Source organism: Pseudomonas sp. DSV-1 (assembly GCF_035830915.1).
Taxonomy (GTDB): Bacteria; Pseudomonadota; Gammaproteobacteria; order Pseudomonadales; family Pseudomonadaceae; genus Aquipseudomonas.
On sequence record NZ_JAYMYG010000001.1, the window covers coordinates 240,859 to 260,198 of the forward strand.

At 58.9% G+C, this 19,340-nt stretch carries 14 protein-coding genes; 7 read left to right on the forward strand and 7 right to left on the reverse strand.

The window, feature by feature from the left end; genetic code table 11:
• Positions 1 to 109: 109 nt before the first annotated feature.
• From VSQ83_RS01175 to VSQ83_RS01200, 6 genes are all read left to right on the forward strand, one after another.
• Positions 110 to 640, forward strand: a complete 531-nt coding sequence (locus tag VSQ83_RS01175) for a 4-vinyl reductase (protein ID WP_133075234.1) — start codon at positions 110 to 112, stop codon at positions 638 to 640.
• Between the two features lie 15 nt (positions 641 to 655).
• A complete protein-coding gene (gene dgcA / locus VSQ83_RS01180) occupies positions 656 to 2,716 on the forward strand; it encodes a dimethylglycine demethylation protein DgcA (RefSeq protein ID WP_133075235.1) in 2,061 nt (686 codons plus the stop codon).
• 134 nt (positions 2,717 to 2,850) lie between these two features.
• A complete protein-coding gene (dgcB, locus tag VSQ83_RS01185) occupies positions 2,851 to 4,794 on the forward strand; it encodes a dimethylglycine demethylation protein DgcB (RefSeq protein ID WP_326425077.1) in 1,944 nt (647 codons plus the stop codon).
• Positions 4,791 to 6,032, forward strand: coding sequence for an electron transfer flavoprotein subunit alpha (etfA, locus tag VSQ83_RS01190; RefSeq protein ID WP_219263233.1), 1,242 nt, complete (start codon positions 4,791 to 4,793; stop codon positions 6,030 to 6,032). The genes dgcB and etfA overlap by 4 nt, the downstream gene beginning before the upstream one ends.
• A gap of 57 nt (positions 6,033 to 6,089) precedes the next feature.
• Positions 6,090 to 6,860: an electron transfer flavoprotein subunit beta gene (gene etfB / locus VSQ83_RS01195; RefSeq protein WP_219263235.1), complete on the forward strand. Its 771-nt coding sequence runs from the start codon at positions 6,090 to 6,092 to the stop codon at positions 6,858 to 6,860.
• A 527-nt stretch (positions 6,861 to 7,387) separates the two neighbouring features.
• The gene (locus VSQ83_RS01200) at positions 7,388 to 7,963 is read left to right on the forward strand and encodes a GNAT family N-acetyltransferase (RefSeq protein ID WP_133075239.1); all 576 of its coding nucleotides are present in this window, start codon (positions 7,388 to 7,390) and stop codon (positions 7,961 to 7,963) included.
• 26 nt (positions 7,964 to 7,989) lie between these two features.
• Here VSQ83_RS01200 and gbcA read toward each other — a convergent pair whose 3' ends face one another.
• Positions 7,990 to 9,282: a glycine-betaine demethylase subunit GbcA gene (gene gbcA, locus VSQ83_RS01205; RefSeq protein WP_133075240.1), complete on the reverse strand. Its 1,293-nt coding sequence runs from the start codon at positions 9,280 to 9,282 to the stop codon at positions 7,990 to 7,992.
• 282 nt (positions 9,283 to 9,564) lie between these two features.
• Here gbcA and gbcB point away from each other — a divergent pair, with 282 nt between their 5' ends.
• Positions 9,565 to 10,665: a glycine-betaine demethylase subunit GbcB gene (gbcB, locus tag VSQ83_RS01210; RefSeq protein WP_133075241.1), complete on the forward strand. Its 1,101-nt coding sequence runs from the start codon at positions 9,565 to 9,567 to the stop codon at positions 10,663 to 10,665.
• A gap of 72 nt (positions 10,666 to 10,737) precedes the next feature.
• Here the strand turns inward: gbcB and VSQ83_RS01215 are convergent, their stop codons facing one another.
• From VSQ83_RS01215 to tssI, 6 genes are read right to left on the reverse strand one after another with little or no spacing between them, the layout of a single operon-like run.
• Positions 10,738 to 11,661, reverse strand: coding sequence for a hypothetical protein (locus VSQ83_RS01215; protein ID WP_326425081.1), 924 nt, complete (start codon positions 11,659 to 11,661; stop codon positions 10,738 to 10,740).
• A complete protein-coding gene (locus VSQ83_RS01220) occupies positions 11,658 to 11,909 on the reverse strand; it encodes a hypothetical protein (protein WP_219263239.1) in 252 nt (83 codons plus the stop codon). Before VSQ83_RS01220 ends, VSQ83_RS01215 begins: the two co-directional genes overlap by 4 nt.
• Complete coding sequence (locus VSQ83_RS01225; RefSeq protein ID WP_219263240.1) at positions 11,906 to 12,838, reverse strand: hypothetical protein; 933 nt, start codon at positions 12,836 to 12,838, stop codon at positions 11,906 to 11,908. Before VSQ83_RS01225 ends, VSQ83_RS01220 begins: the two co-directional genes overlap by 4 nt.
• The gene (locus tag VSQ83_RS01230; protein WP_326425084.1) at positions 12,835 to 16,107 is read right to left on the reverse strand and encodes a toxin VasX; all 3,273 of its coding nucleotides are present in this window, start codon (positions 16,105 to 16,107) and stop codon (positions 12,835 to 12,837) included. Before VSQ83_RS01230 ends, VSQ83_RS01225 begins: the two co-directional genes overlap by 4 nt.
• Positions 16,104 to 16,937: a DUF4123 domain-containing protein gene (locus VSQ83_RS01235; protein ID WP_326425086.1), complete on the reverse strand. Its 834-nt coding sequence runs from the start codon at positions 16,935 to 16,937 to the stop codon at positions 16,104 to 16,106. Before VSQ83_RS01235 ends, VSQ83_RS01230 begins: the two co-directional genes overlap by 4 nt.
• A complete protein-coding gene (gene tssI, locus VSQ83_RS01240) occupies positions 16,934 to 19,003 on the reverse strand; it encodes a type VI secretion system tip protein TssI/VgrG (RefSeq protein WP_326425088.1) in 2,070 nt (689 codons plus the stop codon). Before tssI ends, VSQ83_RS01235 begins: the two co-directional genes overlap by 4 nt.
• Between the last annotated feature and the right edge of the window lie 337 nt (positions 19,004 to 19,340).

A 19,340-nucleotide genomic window follows, 5' to 3' on the forward strand; every position in this document is an offset into this window, starting at 1 on the left:
GCGAAGGGTTGCGCAGCAACCCGTTTCCCCAAAGACCCCACATACCTGATCGCAGCCTTCGGCAGCGACTACAGAGCCCGGGTCAAAACCGAATTTTGGAGCTGTATCCATGGCTAAAATCGCCCCGCAACTGCCTATCGAAGTCGACAGCGAAACCGGCGTCTGGACCTCAGACGCGCTGCCGATGCTCTACGTGCCACGGCACTTTTTCGTCAACAACCACATGGGGATCGAGGAAGTCCTGGGGGCTGACGCCTACGCCGAAATCCTCTACAAGGCCGGCTACAAATCCGCCTGGCACTGGTGCGAAAAAGAAGCCGAATGCCACGGCCTCGAAGGTGTCGCCGTATTCGAACACTACATGAAACGCCTGTCGCAACGCGGCTGGGGCCTGTTCACCATTCAGGACATCGACCTCGATAAAGGCACCGCCACCATCAAGCTCGAACACTCCTGTTTCGTCTACGTGTACGGCAAGGTCGGGCGCAAGGTCGACTACATGTTCACCGGCTGGTTTGCAGGCGCTATGGACCAGATTCTGCAAGCGCGCGGCAGTGATATCCGCACCGTAGCCGAACAGGTCTATAGCGGATCGGAAGAAGGCCACGACCACGGCCTGTTTGTCGTCAAGCCGTTGTAAGTCGAGGATCGGGATATGGCGTTCGAAGCAATGTTTGAGCCGATTCAAATCGGCAAACTGACCATCCGCAACCGTGTGCTCAGCACCGCACACGCCGAGGTCTATGCCACCGATGGCGGCATGACCACCGAGCGTTACGTGCAGTACTACGAGGAAAAAGCCAAGGGAGGTATCGGCCTGGCGATTTGCGGCGGTTCATCGGTGGTGGCCATCGACAGCCCGCAAGAGTGGTGGAGTTCGGTCAACCTGAGCACCGACCGCATTATCCCGCACTTCCAGAACCTGGCCGACGCCATGCACAAGCATGGCGCCAAGATCATGATCCAGATAACCCACATGGGCCGTCGGTCCCGTTGGGACGGTTTCAACTGGCCGACCCTGATGTCGCCTTCCGGCGTGCGCGAACCGGTTCACCGCGCTACCTGCAAGACCATCGAGCCTGAAGAAATCTGGCGCGTGATCGGCAACTACGCCAGCGCCGCCGGCCGGGCCAAAAAGGGCGGGCTGGACGGTGTTGAACTGTCGGCCGTGCACCAGCACATGATCGATCAGTTCTGGAGCCCACGAGTCAACAAACGCACCGATGAGTGGGGCGGCAGCTTCGAAAATCGCATGCGCTTTGGCCTCGAAGTGCTCAAGGCGGTGCGTGCTGAAGTCGGCCCGGACTTCTGCGTGGGCATCCGCCTGTGCGGCGACGAATTCCACCCCGATGGCTTGAGCCACGAGGACATGAAGCAAATCGCCAAGTACTACGACGACACCGGCATGCTCGACTTCATCGGTGTGGTGGGTTCGGGTTGCGACACCCACAACACCCTGGCCAACGTCATCCCGAACATGAGTTATCCACCGGAGCCGTTTCTGCATTTGGCTGCGGGTATCAAGGAAGTGGTCAAGGCCCCGGTGTTGCATGCACAGAACATCAAGGACCCGAATCAGGCGACGCGGATTCTGGAGGGGGGTTACGTGGATATGGTGGGCATGACCCGCGCCCATATCGCCGACCCGCACCTGATTGCCAAGATCAAAATGGGCCAGGTGGACCAGATCAAACAGTGTGTGGGCGCCAACTACTGCATTGACCGTCAGTATCAAGGCCTGGACGTGCTGTGCATTCAAAACGCGGCCACGTCCCGTGAATACATGGGTGTGCCGCACATCATCGAAAAAACCACCGGGGTTAAACGCAAGGTGGTGATCGTCGGCGCAGGCCCTGCCGGTATGGAAGCGGCGCGGGTGGCGGCTGAACGCGGGCATGACGTGACCCTGTTCGAGAAAAAGGATGCCATCGGCGGGCAAATCACCACGGCGGCCAGAGCCCCGCAGCGTGACCAGATGGCGGGTATCACGCGCTGGTTCCAACTGGAACTGGCGCGCCTGAAGGTTGACCTGCGCCTGGGGACGGCCGCGGATGCGGCGACGATCATGGACCTGCGCCCGGACATCGTGGTGCTGGCTGTAGGCGGGCATCCGTTTGTGGAACAGAACGAACACTGGGGCGCTGCCGAAGGGCTGGTGGTGAGTAGTTGGGACGTGCTCGACGGCAAGGTCGAGCCGGGCAAGAACGTGCTGGTGTACGACACCATTTGCGAGTTCACCGGTATGTCGGTGGCCGACTACATGGCGGACAAAGGGGCTCAGGTCGAAATCGTCACCGATGACACCAAGCCTGGCGTGGCGGTTGGTGGCACGTCATTCCCGACCTACTACCGCAGCCTGTACCCCAAGGAAGTGATCATGACCGGGGACATGATGCTCGAGAAGGTCTACCGCGAGGGTGACAAGCTGATTGCCGTGCTCGAGAACGAATACACCGGGGCCAAGGAAGAGCGCGTGGTGGATCAAGTGGTGATTGAAAACGGCGTGCGCCCGGACGAAGAGCTGTATTACGGGCTCAAGCCGGACTCGCGCAACAAGGGCCAGATCGACGTCGAAGCCTTGTTCGCGATCAAGCCGCAGCCATGCCTGAGCGAAGCGGGGGACGGCTACTTGCTGTTCCGCATCGGTGACTGCGTGGCCCAGCGCAACGTGCATGCAGCGATCTATGACGCGCTGCGGTTGTGCAAGGATTTCTGATCCGATACCGAACCAATGTGGGAGCGGGCTTGCTCGCGAAAACAATCACGCGGTGTGTGAGATGCACCGTGTTGCCTGAATCGCGAGCAAGCCCGCTCCCACACTAGACCTGTGTGGTCTTTGGGAGCTTCACCATGCTGACAATCGTTCTCCCCATTCTGTTGTTCGCGGCACTGGTCCTCGCCGTGATCGGCGCCATCCGTCGAATGAACATGTGGCGCCGTGGCCGCCCGGCCAAGGTCGATTTGCTGGGTGGCCTGCTGGCCATGCCCAAGCGCTATATGGTCGACCTTCACCACGTCGTTGCCCGCGACAAATACATGGCCAACACCCACGTCGCCACCGCAGGCGGCTTTGTGCTGGCGGCGGTGCTGGCGATTCTGGTGCACGGCCTGGGGCTGCATAACCGCATCCTGGGCTATGCCTTGCTGTTCGCTACGGCGCTGATGTTTATCGGCGCGCTCTTTGTGTTCAAGCGCCGCCTCAACCCACCGTCGCGCCTGTCCAAAGGCCCCTGGATGCGCCTGCCTAAAAGCCTGCTGGCGTTTGCCGCAAGCTTTTTTATGCTCACCTTGCCGGTGGCCGGCTTGCTGCCTGAAAACTTTGGTGGCTGGCTGCTGGCGGCGGTGTTGAGCGTTGGTGTGCTGTGGGGCGTGACGGAGCTGTTCTTCGGCATGACCTGGGGCGGCCCGATGAAACACGCCTTTGCCGGCGCTTTGCACCTGGCCTGGCACCGGCGTGCCGAACGCTTTGGCGGCGGTCGATCCACCGGTTTGAAACCCCTGGACCTGAATGACCGCGCCGCGCCGTTGGGGGTGGAAAAACCCGAGGACTTCACCTGGAACCAGTTGCTCGGTTTCGACGCCTGTGTGCAGTGCGGCAAGTGCGAAGCTGCGTGCCCGGCGTTTGCCGCCGGGCAGCCGCTCAACCCCAAGAAGCTGATTCAAGACATGGTGGTGGGTCTGGCAGGTGGCACCGATGCGAACTTCGCCGGCAGCCCGTACCCTGGCAAACCGATAGGTGAGCACGGCGGCAATCCCCATCAGCCCATCGTCAACGGTCTGGTCGACGCGGACACGCTCTGGTCTTGCACCACTTGCCGGGCCTGTGTCGAAGAGTGCCCGATGATGATCGAGCACGTGGATGCCATCGTCGACATGCGCCGATTCCTGACCCTGGAAAAAGGGGCAACGCCTAACAACGGTGCCCAGGTGCTGGATAACCTGATTGCCACCGACAACCCCGGCGGTTTTGCACCGGGCGGGCGGATGAACTGGGCGGCGGATTTGAACCTCGACCTGATGCGCGACAAACCCTCGGCGGACGTGCTGTTCTGGGTCGGCGACGGTGCGTTCGACATGCGCAACCAGCGAACCCTGCGCGCCTTCGTCAAAGTGCTCAAGGCCGCGCAGGTCAACTTTGCCGTGCTGGGGCTGGAAGAACGGGACAGCGGAGATGTGGCCCGGCGTCTGGGGGATGAGGCCACGTTCCAGGCCTTGGCCAAGCGCAATATCCAGACCCTTGCGCAGTACCGCTTCACGCGCATCGTCACCTGCGACCCCCACAGCTTTCATGTGCTTAAAAACGAATACGGCGCCCTTGGCGGTGACTATCTTGTGCAGCATCACAGCACATACATGGCCGAGTTGATCGACGCAGGGTTGCTCAACCTGGCTGCGGATACAGGGGGCAGCGTGACCTATCACGACCCGTGTTACCTGGGCCGCTACAACGGCGAATACGAGGCGCCGCGCGCTGTGTTGCGAGCGCTGGGCATTGAAGTCAAAGAAATGCAGCGCTCGGGGTTTCGCTCCCGTTGCTGCGGAGGCGGTGGCGGTGCTCCGATCACCGACATCCCCGGCAAACAGCGTATTCCCGACATGCGCATGGATGACATCCGCGAGACCCTCGCCGAGCGCGTGGCAGTGGGTTGTCCGCAATGCACAGTCATGCTCGAAGGCGTGGTTGAGCCCCGTCCGCTGATCAAAGACATTGCCGAACTGGTAGCCGATGCCCTGATTGAAGGCGCCGTATCTGCCCAACCGGCCAGGCGCGCAGCCCCGGAGGTGATCGCATGAGTGACATTATTCGCCGCGATCCGCGCGCCGAGTGGATCGCCCGCAACCGCCTGCACCCGTTGCACGCCGCCATGCAACCCCACCAGCAGAGCTGGATGGGGCCTAACGGCGTACTTCGCAAAAACGTGCATGGGGTAGGTTTCATCGGCCCCAACGGCATCAAGCGCATCGACCGCAGCGGCGCGCAGCAGGGAGGCACAAGCAAGCGTGCGGCCAGCGCCCAGGTGCAACTGGTGCTGCATCAAGTGTCAGCACCGGCGTTTTATATTGGCGTGGTACCGGACATGGTCGGCGGGCGCCTGAGCAGTCATGACCGCGACCTGTTGGGCCTGGCCCGGCAGTTGGCGGGTAGCGACGGCGCGGTGTTGGCGGTGGTGTTTGGCGAATCAAAAGAAACCGCTTTTGCCACGGCGGGCGTGGATCGGCTGCTGCTGCTCGACAGTGAAGGTTATGCACCGGAGCAACAGGTACTGGGGTTGCGGGCTGTGGATAACCAGTTTGCACCCAGGCATTGGTTGTTGCCTGACAGCCGCAGCGGCGGGGCGGAGTTGGGTCGGCGCTTTGCCGCAAGCTTGGGCGAACGCCCGGCCACGCGGGTGTGGCAGGCCAAGGACGGGGCTTGTGTGGGACGCGCTGGCGCGGGCCAGCAAGACGTGGCGCAGCCATTGCCGCGCTTGATCCTGGCCGCCGCCGAGTGCGCCGAACCGGTCAGCGAAACCCGTCACGAGGCCTTGGAGGTGCAGTTATCCACAGCGATTGCGAGCTGCCTGCCACGGATTGAAGATTTGGGCGCGGTGGCGGTCGATCCGGCTGCGATACCTATGGCCGAAGCCGAATTTATCCTCAGTGGCGGTAACGGGATTAAAGACTGGGGACTTTTCCACAAGGCTGCCGTTGCCCTGGGGGCCACTGAAGGGGCTTCCCGTGTGGCGGTGGATGATGGCTTTATGGCCCGGGAGCGTCAGGTCGGTGCCAGTGGGGTTTGGGTCACGGCACGGGTCTACGTGGCGGTCGGTATCAGCGGTGCAATTCAGCATCTGCAAGGGATTGGCGCCTGCGACAAAGTGGTGGCGATCAACCTGGACCCCGGTTGCGACATGATCAAGCGCGCTGACCTGTCGGTGATTGGCGATGGAACGGCCGTGCTTGAGGCATTGATTGTGGCTGTGGATAACTGGCGCAACGCATCTTCCGGGGGGGCGGGCTTGCTCGCGAATCAGGCGACCCGGTCTGCCTGATACACCGAGGCGATCCTGCGCAGGCAGCCCGCTCCCACATTGTCTGGAGATTTATTAATGAGCATCGCCACCGTTGCACTGGTTTCAATCGGCGCCCACCCGGCTTCAGGCCGCGCCCGCCGCGCCGAGCAGGACGCCCGCGCTGTCGAACTGGGCCTGGAGCTGGCTGGGGATAACTTGCATGTGCTGCACGCTGGCAATCCCCACGAGTCCGCCTTGCGCGCCTATCTGGGCATGGGACTGGACGAGTTGCATGTGCTGGAGCAACCGGATGGCGCCGATGTGGTCCCGGTACTGCGCGATTACATCCGTGAAGCGGGCGTACAACTGGTGCTGACCGGCAGCCAGGCGGAAACCGGCGAAGGTTCTGGCATGTTGCCGTACCTGTTGGCCGAGCAACTGGGCTGGCCGCTGGTGGTGGGTGTGGCGCAGATCGAATCTATCCACAGCGGTGTGGCGCAGGTGCTGCAAGCCCTGCCTCGGGGGCAGCGTCGTCGGTTGCAAGTACGGCTGCCGTTTGTGATCACTGTGGATAACGCCGCCCCCAAGGCCCGGCAAAGCGCTTATGGCCCCGCCACCCGGGGGCTGGTCAACGCTGAAGTGGTTGAAGTCACGGTGGATGAGTTATCCACAAAGGGTGTGCTGCAACCTGCCAAGTCGCGGCCCAAGCGCTTGAAAGTGATCAAGGCCAAAAGTGGCGCAGATCGCATGAAAGCAGCCACAGCCAAGGCCGTTGGCGGCTCCGGGCAAGTACTCAAGGGTGTGAGTGCCGAAGAGGGTGCCCAGGCTATTTTGAAGCTGCTGGTTGAAGAAGGCGTGGTGCGCTGATACTTGCCCACAAAGTCTGTTAGCGCTTATGTGGATAAGTTGTTTGCTGTCGTCTAAGACCCATACAAACCGTGGCTTACAGGCTTCTGATCAAAAAACACCCAATTCATTGCTTTATCCACCGACTGGTTGTTAAACCCTTGAATAATCGGTGCCTTAAGGGGTTTTCCACAGTGAAACGAGGCGGTGCATAAGTTGCGCACAATCTCTGTTGGTGGATATGTGGATAAGGTGTTCGCGGCTGGCTACAGGCCACGTTTTACGTGGCTTACAGTGCTCTGTACAAAAAACGATCAATTGATCATTCGGGCATAACTTGTCCACTTCCCCACAATTGCTGTGGGTGTGCCTGTGGACAAGATGTTGGTGAAGGGCTGTAGGCCTTTGAATGCATGGCCTGCAGACTGTTGGTCAAAAATTGATCATTGAGTGGCAATATCTGGTTATACAGGTGGCCCGCCGTGGCCTTGTAGCCCTGGATGAGGCCGGGCTAAAAAGGGCGCCCAAAGTCCTGTGGAGTACAGAAAATGAGCGTTTTATTTCGTCCGGCTGAGCGCGCCGATGCGCGGGAGATTGCTCGCCTGTTTCAAATTTCGTCCGAAGGATGTGCCGACTATATCTGGAGCCTGATCGCACAACCGGGGCAGGCGCTGCTGGACGTGGGTGAAATGCGTTACGCACGCGAAGGCGTTATTTTTTCCTATGAAAACTGCCTGATTGCCGAGGCCGAGGGCCAGGTGATTGGCATGATGCACAGCTTTGTAATGCATCACGACCCTGATGCCGTGGCTGAGACCGATCCGGTGTTGGCGCCTTATGCGGACATGGAAATCCCGGACACGCTGTACATCTCGAGCCTGGCCCTGCACGAGGGCTGGCGAAGCCTTGGGCTGGGAGCCCGATTCCTGCAGCACGCCAGGGAGCGCTGCGCCGAACTGGGCCTGACGGGCTTGAGCCTGATCGACTATGCGGCGAACACGGGTGCCCGCCGGTTTTATGAGCGCCATGGTTTCGAAATCGTCAAAACCTGTCAGGTCACACCCCACCCGCTGATCCGCGTGACGGGTGAGGCGTATTTGATGCTCTGGCCGTTTTCCAGCTAGCCACCTCTGCTTCCACAGGCGGGTGTCTATTGGGCAACTATGCCCTTGAGGTACGGCGCTGGCGCCGCCCCCAGGTTGTTCAGCAGCCGCTCGCTGTACCAGTCGATAAAGTTCACCACGCCAAACTCGTAGGTCTTGGAGTAAGGCCCCGGCTGGTAGGCGATTGAGTTGATGCCGCGCTGGTTCTCTTCGGCCAGCCGGCGGTCCTGGTCGTTGGTGGCGTCCCAGACTTTGCGCATGCGTTCCACGTCGTAATCCACACCCTCAACCGCATCCTTGTGGACCAGCCATTTGGTGGTGACTATGGTTTCCTGCGCGCTGATCGGCCACACGGTAAACACAATGATGTGATCGCCCATGCAGTGGTTCCACGAGTGCGGCAGGTGCAGGATGCGCATCGAGCCCAGGTCCGGGTTTTTGATCCGTCCCATGAGTTTTGCGCAGCCTTGCTTGCCATCCAGGGTCATGGACACGGTGCCCTTGAGCAGCGGCATGCGCACAATACGGTTACGCAGGCCGAAACTGGCGTGTGCATAAGGAATCTTTTCTGCGTCCCAGGCAGCAGCCGACGCGGCTACGTGATCCTTGAATGCCTGATCGGCCCGTGGATCGGTGACGTCGTCCCACTCCAGCAGGGTCTTGAGCAGTTCGGGGTGGGACGCGTTGCAGTGATAGCACTCGCGGTTGTTTTCCAGCACCAGCTTCCAGTTGGCTTTTTCCACCAGGGTGGTCTGAATCGCCACCTTGGTGTTTTCCATGTCGTAGGGTTCCATGTAGTGGTTCAGCGTGGCCAGGAACTCGTCGATGGCAGGCGGGTTCTCGGCCAGGCTGATAAAGATGTAGCCGCCCGCGGTTTTGACGTTTACCGGCTTGAGGCCGTATTGCTTCATGTCGAAATCGGCGCCCATCTCGGTGCCGGCAAACAGCAGGCGCCCGTCCAGTTCGTAGGTCCACTGGTGGTAATGGCACACCAGCTTGGCAACCTTGCCCTTTTCGCTGGTGCACAACCGTGAGCCGCGATGGCGGCACACGTTATGAAAGGCATGCACCTGGCCTTCGGCGCCGCGAATCACGATGATCGGGTTCTTGCCTATTTGCAGGGTCAGAAAGTTGCCCTTGGCCGGGATCTCGCAGGTCATGCCTGCAATCAGCCACTCTTTCTGGAAGATCTCCTGCATGTCGATGTCGAACAGCCGCTCGTCGTTGTAAAACGGCTGCGGCAGCGAAAACGTGCGTTCGCGGTTCTGCAACATCTCGGCGGTGGCCTTGCGTGCGGGTTCCAGTGGATCGCCCAGGCTCAGGTTTGCGGTGACGTCCATCGTTGTAATCCTCATGGCCATCGTATGTGGCCTAAAAGTGGCTGATCAGGGGTGCGACGCAAGGCAAAGCATTTACGGTAGTGTGTGGCGCTGAGTGTGCGTTCGAAGTGTTGCGATGCCTTATCTGCGGGCGACATGGCCAAATCTGTTCCCGACGCGCGAGCCCCTGTTTTCAGGGGCTGGTCGCCATAAGCATGTGAATGTCGCGAATAGATAAATGGCCGCCTCGGGGCATGCGCAGAATCGCCAGCAAGAGGCCGGTTGTCGGCCGTGGAGAAACGCATGTCCAACAGCTTTCTGAACCCTGTAACCACCCAGACCTGGGCCAACGGCCGACACATCGTGCGATGCGTCAAAGTCATTCAGGAAACCTGGGACGTGCGCACCTTCTGTTTTATGGCCGACCAGCCGATTCTGTTCTTTTTCAAGCCGGGGCAGTTCGTCACCCTGGAGCTGGAAATCGATGGCGACCCGGTGATGCGCTCGTACACTATCTCCAGCTCGCCTTCGGTGCCCTACAGCTTTTCGGTGACGATCAAGCGTGTACCGGGCGGGCGGGTGTCCAACTGGCTGCACGACAACCTGCAGGAAGGCCAGGAACTGGCCGTACACGGGCCGGTCGGGCTGTTCAACGCCATTGATGCACCGAGCCCCAAGGTGCTGTACCTGAGCGGCGGCGTCGGGATTACGCCGGTCATGTCGATGGCGCGGTGGTTTTACGACACCAACGCCAATGTCGACATGGTGTTTATCCACAGCGCCCGTTCGCCCAAAGACATCATTTATCACCGCGAGCTGGAGCACATGGCTTCGCGCATCGACAACTTCAGCCTGCACCTGATCTGTGAAAAACACGGGTTGGGTGAGCCGTGGGCCGGGTATCGCGGCTATCTGAACCACAAAATGCTTGAGCTGATGGCGCCCGATTTCATGGAGCGCGAGGTGTTCTGCTGCGGGCCTACGCCCTACATGAATGCGGTCAAGCGCCTGCTGGAGAACAACGGCTTTGACATGAGCCGGTATCACGAGGAGTCCTTTGGTGCGACGCCGCCCGAAGCCCGGGCCGATGCGGTGGAGCAAGCCGAGCAGGCGGCCGAGGCGCCGGAGCTGGACCTGGCGGATTTGAATCAGGTGGAATTTACCGCGTCGGGCAAGAGCATCCGCGTGGGCCCGGCCGAAACCGTGCATGCTGCGGCGGCCAAGCTGGGGCTGCTGATTCCCAAGGCGTGCGGCATGGGGATTTGCGGCACCTGCAAGGTGCTCAAGCTGGGCGGCGAAGTCGAGATGGACCACAACGGCGGCATCACCGACGAAGACGTTGCCGAAGGCTATATTTTGTCGTGCTGCAGCGTGCCCAAGGGCGATGTGCGGATCGAGTTTTAAGGTGCATTCAAGGCAGCAGGGCGACGATTGCTGTGCAAGCGGTTAGCGCCCCGATGGTTTGGTTTAGCGAGTTCATGCTGTTTCTTGCACCGCCAGCGCGGCGAGTTCGGCCTCGCGCTTGGCGATGGCCTGTTCAAGTTCCGGAGAGCGTTTGGCCCATTGTTCCGGCGGGAGGGGTTTTGACCATTCGATGATGTCGGGGTGACTCAATTGCGGTGGTGGATACAACTTCTTTCTTTGGAGATAGGTAGCCAAAGGGGCATTGAAAACTAATATTCCGACCAGGCCATCCCATAAAAAAGTTATAAGCCAGCCATATTTATCGGCTCTGCCGTTAAGGTAGTCGATGTAATAGCGCCAACTTCCTCCGGAGTTTAGTGCGGCTGCTTCTGGTGCAGCATCAGGTCCAATTTCCATATAACTGCGCATGCACTCCCACAACGCCATCGCCGTGGTGCCGCCGCCGCAATTGAAGGCGAAGTAAAAGTGTTTATTGCCTTCCTTGGCCAAGGGGGCCGGGTTTTCGAAACCCATGATCAATAAACCCATCGTGTTTTTACCCGCCTGGCTTGTCGATGAGTGTTGAGTGGCGGCGGCGGTGACACTTTCCCAGGGCACAATCCAATAGTCACCGTCTCCCATCGGTACGCAGACTTCTCGGCGTTGACGATTGAAGCGTACTGGGAGAGGGACTTCGCGGAAGAGGCCTTGGATGACAAAGCAAATAGGTATAACTGTAATACACGCTCCTAATACCAATGCGCCATAGTCATTGAAAATATAGGCCATAGAAAGAAACAGCATTACCAACGGCCAAATCGTCATCACTGCCGACCCAATGCTGTAGTTTCCAATATCAATAAACACATCGTTCTTGCGCCAAATGGTATTGAGCACATCTGAAGGTTTTCTGCCTGTCGGAATAGGCAATGGCGCCAAATAATCATCACGCGAAAAAATCCGTTTTTTGGTGGTTCCAGCCGGTGGCGTGCTCATGGCTTATCCTTGGGTTGCAGGTAAATGGCGCCGGGATGGCCCTTGCCGAGGGCGTAGGTTGGCACTCGATCCAGTTCGGGTGTCGGGTCGTTACGCAGAGCTATCACCCCGTCGTTGTTGGTGAGGGTAAAAGCAACGCCCCGTTCGCCACCGACAAAGTTGTGAGCTCCCAACATCGCAATCAAGGGTGTGCGATAGCGCAAACGAAGCGAAACAGTGGCCAGGAACGTGCTGGTTTGCTGGTTCATGCTGTTTCTTGCACCGCCAGCGCGGCGAGTTCGGCTTCGCGTTTGGCGATGGCGTGTTCAAGTTCCGGGGAGCGTTTGGCCCATTGTTCCGGCGGGAGGGGTTTTGACCATTCGATGATGTCGGGGTGGGTGAGGTCGGGTGGATAGGACAATTTCAGGTTTTGTAATTTCTCTGCGAGATAGGTTCCTAAAATCGTGATGCAAAAGATCCCCCATAAAACACCCAGCAGGTTTCCTTTGCGCAAGTCTGTGATGATTGAACCGATCTGTGTTTTTTCATAGGGCGCAATACCAACTCGGCTGTCAGGTACAGCGTCCGGCCCAATTTCCATATAACTGCGCGTGCATTCCCACAAGGCCATCGCCGTCGTGCCGCCGCCGCAATTGAAACCAAACCAGAAATGCTTGTTGTTTTCTTTGGCGAGCGGGTCGGGGTTTTCAAAACCGATAATTAACAAACCCATCGTATTTTTACCCGCCTGGCTTGTCGATGAGTGTTGAGTGGCGGCAGCAGTGACACTTTCCCAAGGCACAATCCAATAGTCGCCGTCTTCTCGCGGTACACAGACTTCTCGGCGTTGACGATTGAAGCGTACTGGGAGGGGGACTTCGCGGAATAGGCCTGTGATTATAAAAATTGCCGGGATACCAATGATGAATGCAGCTCCGACCAGAATAAAAGTACTGAGATCAGGGGAAAGATTTCTAAGTCCAAATGCCAGTGATAAAAAAAGCATTAAAGTTGGCCAAATAGTCATCACCGCCGAACCAATACTGTAGTTGCCTATATCAACAAACACTTCGTTCTTGCGCCAAATGGTGTTCATGACATCTTCCGGTTTCTCTCCTGTCGGAATAGGCAATGGCGCCAAGTAGTCATCACGCGAAAAAATCCGTTTTTTGGTGGATCCAGCCGGTGGCGTGCTCATGCCTTGTCCTTGGGTTGCAGGTAAATGGCGCCGGGATGGCCCTTGCCGAGGGCGTAGGTTGGCACTCGATCCAGTTCGGGTGTCGGGTCGTTACGCAGAGCTATCACCCCGTCGTTGTTGCTGAGGGTAAAAGCAACGCCCCGTTCGCCACCGACAAAGTTGTGAGCGCCCAGCATGGCAATCAAGGGTGTGCGATAGCGCAAACGAAGCGAAACCGTGGCTGGCGACGTGCTTAATTCGTTCGACAGAGTTTTAAACGGGCCACTCAGGCGCAAGCCTTGGCCTTCCTGGAACGGTATCCATTGGCACGCGCTACTGGACAGCCAGTGAGGCGTCATGTCACGCCAGGGACGAGGGGGTTTGTAGTTATTGTGAGGGCTGTTTTTGATCAGGTACCGGTAGGCTTGGGAGTCCACGGGGTCGCCCATCATGCTCAATTCAAGATAGGCAGTACCCGGTTCTGCTCCCGGCAAGTCGATGGTCAGGGCATTGATGGAGCTGACGAAGGACAGCCCAGATGGTCCATTGGAACCGCCTGTCTCGGAGCTGCTTTGCATGCTGACGCGGGGGCTGTACAAGATGCCGTAGAGCCAGTTCAGTTCTTCTTGCTGGGCTTTGGCGGGGATCGGCTCTAAATTCCTGGCCCGTGCTTTGGACCAGCAGCAGAAATTGAGGAAGTTTTGCACCGGGGTTTGCTGAAAGAGCCAGGTGATCAGGTACAGCACACCTAGCGCAGCAATAATCCAGTTCAATGGCCCCATATACAGTGTGTAACGCATGATGGCGACTTCGACTTCTATTAAGCCTGCCAGTGCTCGCGCGGTCAGACCGAAACCCAGTAGTGCTTGCGCCCCATAAGCGATTACTTGCCCTCCCACCACTGTTTGGCGCATCTCTAACCATGGGTCGATATGTGTTTGGGCACTTTCTATCTGTTTTTGCAGTGATTTGAACTCTGCACCCGCCGCAACAAATGACAACCCCCCAATCACCCCCCCAAACAATGTAAGAGTCGGAGCCATTGCTTGGCCCTTGCCCACTGTTTTTATCCCCAACCCCTTCCTAACCTGACTATCAATCACCGCCACCAACGCCGCCGAGGCATACAGCGAAGCCGACACCGTGTCGTTGACCCGCTGATCATCCATCCCTTCCAGCGCTGCGGCCTGGCTCAAGTAGTTGTTCGCATTGAGCGTGTTGAGCAGCAACGCCGCCAATGGCACCACGCCGCCGCTGTTGCTGATCAACGGGGAGTTGGTCACGCGTTCCATGCGCCCGGCGCCGATGGCTTGTCCCGTGGCCTTGACCCAGTGGTTGAGGCCCTCGGCTTTTTCTCCCAGCAGGGTCCACATCTGCCTGCCCGCGTGGGTCATGGCCTGCAAGCGCGCATCGCTGCCCAGGCGTGCAGCGACGAAGATACCCACCCAGGCGCTGCTCAAGGTGGTGTCGCCCTTGAGGACCAGCAGCGCCGCCGCCAACCGGTTGACCAGTACGCTCCAGGGCCCCTGGGCGTCGCGGGCCATGGCGGCGATGTCGTTGGCAATCACGGCGCTCAGGGGGGCAAACAGCTGACGGGTTGCCTCGCGGTTTTCAGAGCCCAAAGCTGCGATTATTTCCCCCAGGCGACCGGTGCCGACAATGCCCGCATCGATCGAGGGCGTCCAGGCGTGGAACAGGTGTTTGAGCGCGCCTTCGTCGGGGGCGCGCACGTAGTCGGCATATTGCTCTGCACCCTTGGCCCGGGTGCATTGGGCGCTCAGGCAGCCGGTGGCCAGTTCGGTGAGCCACTGGCGGCTTTCAACGTCGTAGTAATCGACGAACCAGGTGCCGCTGTGGGAGCGTGTGAGGTATTGGCCTCGGTCGGCAAACAAGGCGTTGTGGCGCTGTTCGACGTGTTGGTAATGGGCCGGGGCGGTGGTGTCGAGCCAGGTGTTCATGGCCGGCAAGTCAATGTACTCGCTGACCTTGGCGCTGAAGGGGTCGTTGTCGAGGTTGGACTGTTTTTCGGCGCGGTATTGATGCACCAACGCCTGCACGTCGGTGTACAGGTCGGGCGGAATGAAGGCCCGTACGGGCTCTACGATACGTTCGATACGGGCATTACGGGCGGTCACTTCGGCTCTGCTAGGCAGGCCACCATACTGGCGGTCCCGGGTTTCGAGCTTGAGTGCTTCGTCCAGTTGCTGCTGGGCGTCGAGCATGACCTTGCCCTGCTCGGGCGTGAGGCGGATGTCCCGATCCTTGTACCGGTAGCTCAGGGTGCTCGCCACCTCAGCACCCTCTTCGGTGATCAGGCTGCGAATAAAGCCGCCGATGTTCAAGCGCAGGTTGTTGTCGCCCACCCATTGTTCGTGGCTCGATTCAACCCGTTCCTGCTCATGGTTGATGTCGCGCAGCACCCCCAGGTCGTCGTCCAGGCACACGAATACCGGGTACAGCGCCCTGGCCTCAGCCGTGGCGGCCTCCAGCCAGGTCTGGGTGCCCTGGCCGTCCCACGGCTGGGCACTCCACTCGCCGGGTGCCTGGTCAGGGGCATCGGGGTATTGGGCGATGATTTTTTCGCGCTCCCGGGCGCGGTGCATGGCATCGGTGTAAGCCTTGATGTTGGCCTTGGTGGGGTCTTTCATCACGGTTGCGCCCAACGCCTGAGTGTCCTCGCCCCCGGCTTTTTGATCGGCTTTCATCGATTGGGCGTAGGTGTCGGGGATGAGTTCAGCCATCACCTCGGTGGCGTTTTCCAGGGGCGGGCAATGTTCGGCTTGCAGCTCGTTGGCCACGGTGCGCAAGGCCACATGGCGCATGTGCGCACTGCGTTTGGCGGGGTTTTCGCTGAGCAAGGCGCAGTGTTGCGGGTTGAGTGGGAACTCGCTGTAGAGCATCCAGGCGTCATGGATTTTGTTCAGCGTCAGCCCTGTTAGAGTGCCTTTAAGCAAGAGGGTGGAGTCGTCCTCAAGCGCCTGCGCCTGAAACCTGCCGTCGGACGACACGGCATAGCGCTGGAGCGGGCCTTTTTCCTGCCAGATATACAAAAAGCCGGCCCGAAGACGCCGGGCGGCCATGGGGTGGCTTTGGGTGGTCACGCCGGGGGAACAGCAGGGGTGAGTGGCTTGTTCCTGCGCCAGGGCGTAGCGCACGGGCACCACGAACACTTCGGGCTGGTGAGCCGGGCATGGCGTCAGAGGGCTTTTGACATCGACGTGAGGCTGGGCCCTGGCGGCGCGTTCGGCCTGCGCGGCGTTATCGATCATGGCCAGTTTTTGAGCGCTCATGCACGGGGTTCCTTATTGGTGAGCAACTGGTACGTCAGCTCGGTGTTCAGGTTATCCAGACGTTGTTCGGGGGTTACGCCGGGCTCAGCCAGTATCAGGCGATAAGCACCATGGGCCGGGCCTTGAGGAAAGTCCGTCCCCAGCACCGCTTGAAAACGCGCCCACAAAAAAATCTCATCGGCGGCGCTGTAGCCGTATCGCTCGGCAGTGTTTATGCAGTGGGCGACCCATTGTTCTGCGGTCATGTCCTGACCTTGCAGATAGTCGGGGAAGTAAGTGTCGCAATGTTCGATCAAGCGCCGGGTAAAGCCCTGTTGCTTGGCACTGTTCAAGTGATCCAGTTGTTCTGCGGGCAGACGCAGCCAGGGCGTGTCTGCATACCGCGCTGCGGGCTGATCAGGTTGGGCCTGATGAATCACTGAGTGCGCCAGTCGTATTAGTTGTATTGGCCCCATCAAGGGGGCGCGCTCATGGGCAGGCAAGTCGGCTAGCCACAAGGCGGTAATCCGGGGGTCGTAGAAACGGAATAACACCGTGACCTCGCCCTCGACGCGGGCATGGACGAGGCTGCGCACATGCTCGACTACGGTTTTTTCATCAGCCAGTGATTCCAGCCAGATCCCCGCCGTGGCGCTCCACTGCTCGGTAAAGGTGTGAGCCAGAGGGCTGTTGGGCGTCACTGGGACCAGTACTGGGCTGACTTCATCCAGCGCGCTGTAGGCGGTGCGTTGATACAGGGAATGCAATTGCACGCCGGGCGCGACCTCGAACAACCGGTGCGCCAGATTGTCGATTTGGGTGCGATCAAGTAACAGGTACGCCTGACTCATGCCTTCGACTCCTCAAGCTTCTGACACACCGCACAAATAGAGGTGACCTGTTGCGTGGCCTGCCTCACGGCTGTTTTTTGCGCAGGCAATGAAGGCACCCCCCACGCACCCGCCACTACCGGAACCACCGAAGCCGCAGGCATGGCCCCTATTCCCACCGCCGGTGCGCCGCCCACGACGATGGGTTGGCTGCTGAAAATACCGCCAGCACTGATGACGATGTGTTGGCCGCCCGCTGCCAGCGTGAGGCTCATGCCTGCATCGATCACTACGTTGGCGGCGCTGAGGTGTGCCTGGCTGGTTGCCTGTATCACCAGTGAGCCATCGGCCGTGGTGCTGCTGTTACCGCGGATGGACAACAGCTCGTTGCCGCCGATCACAGTGTTGCGCAGGCCCTGGGTGGTGTGCAGTTCGTCGCCTTCAATCAGGCTGGAGCTGTTGCGGTCGACCTGCTCGAAGCGGTCGTGTTCGATCAGGCTGTGGCTGTCTCGGGTGATGTGCTCGCGGCGGTCGTTGCCAATGGTGGTGTCGCTGTTGTTGAGGATTACCTGCTCAAGGTCACGTTGGGCCCGCAGGTAGATTTTTTCCTGGTCTGCACGGTCTTCGATCAACAGTTCGTTATAGCCACCGGTGTGTGGCGAGCTTTGGCTGCGCAGCACGGTTTTGGTTTTGTGCGCCGGTAACGGGTAAGGCATCGGGTTGGTCTTATTGGGGACGCAACCGGTGATCAGCGGTTTGTCGGGGTCGCCTTCGACGTAGCTGATGACCACTTCCATGCCGATGCGCGGGATCGTCACGGCGCCGAAGTTTTCCCCGGCCCAGCTGGATGAAACCCTGACCCAGCAGCTGCTTTTTTCGCTGTTGAGTTCAGCTCGGTCCCAGGGCAGTTCAATCTTTACCCGTCCTAGCTCGTCGCAATAGATCTCTTGACCTTGGGGGCCGGTCACGCGGGCGGTTTGCGCGACCAGTGGCGCGCGGGCGGGTGGCAGGGGTGGGCGGAAGAACACGTCCCACGGTATCGCACTGAACGTGTTGCGGTAGCCCTGGGTGAAGCCGTCAGCGGGTGTTGCATCGCGGGTGATCGATTCTTCCAGCGCCTGGGGCTGCTTGCCTTCGTGGTTCACGCTGAGCAATAGCCACAGGTCGTTGCAGGCTTTGCGCGGGTGTTCGCTCAGGGTGAACAAGTGGCCACTGCGCAACGTGGGCTGATCGCTTTTGCCTTCGGCCAGTTGGTAGTCGGTTCGATGGCGTTCGAGGGCTTGCTGGGCCAACTGTTGGCCGCGCTTTTCGGTACTGATCAGTACCGGGTAGTGGTAATCCTCCAGCGCGGGGGTGAACTTGGCGGTGAAGGCATTTTCGATCAGCAGGCTTGGCCGGTTCAGGTCGTAATCACGACGGGTAACCGTGCTGGTGCGGGTACTGAAACGTTGGGAAAACTGCTCAACCACCGGGTAATCGGCGACGTTTCCGGTGCCTTGCTGGTAGGGCGTTTCGCCCAGCGCAGGAAAATAGGCCTGGCTGTCAGTGAATACCAGCAGGTGGCCGTCTTTCGTATGCTGGTGATGCCAGGCAATACCGTCTTCGGCACACAGGCGTTGCAGGAATGAATAATTGCTTTCGCCGTATTGAGTGCAGTACTCGCGCACAGGGCTGGTGCGGACATTAAAGCTAAATGCGTCAGCCTGAATACCATGGCCTTGCAGGACTTTTGCGATGATCTGCGGCACGCTGTGGTGTTGGAAGATTCGCTGGTCGTAGCTGAACTGCAAATAGTGGAGTGCGGGGACCAGGGTCAAGTGATAGTGGGTCAGGCGCTTGCCGGATTCGCCCACGCAAACATCTTCGATGCGCCCGTGTATGCCTTCGCCGTTGAGGCCAAATTGCAAAAAGGCAGGCAGGCTGAGCAATGATTCAAGATTGATGTCTGGGTTTTCACTGACCAGTTCAATGTTGATTTCGTAGAGTTGGCTAATGGCTTCAAATCCTTCAAAGCCGAGCACTTTGAAGTCGTTGCGGATATCGGGAATGTGCAGCGAGAAGTGTGCCGTGTTGGCCGGTACGAACATGCAATGACCTTCGGGGTGGGAGTTTAAATAAGGGCATTGAAAGCCTGTGGGTCAAAGAGTATGACCGATGGTTATTTGTTGTTGAAGTGCCTGGCTATATATCAAGATTTGTTTAATCTATATAAAAATTCATGTTTATCAATGGCTTGTATAAATTCAGAGGGCTGAAGTTTATTTAAATTATTTGAATTATTTTATAAAGTGCGCAAGAAGTTGCGCACTTTCTACAGGTTAATAACGGCTTGATTAGTAGCGGTAAATAAGCAAGTGGTCTTTATCCAAGTGTGCAACAAGTTGCGCACTTGGATAGATAGGGTTTGTTTTCGATGGCCATGGT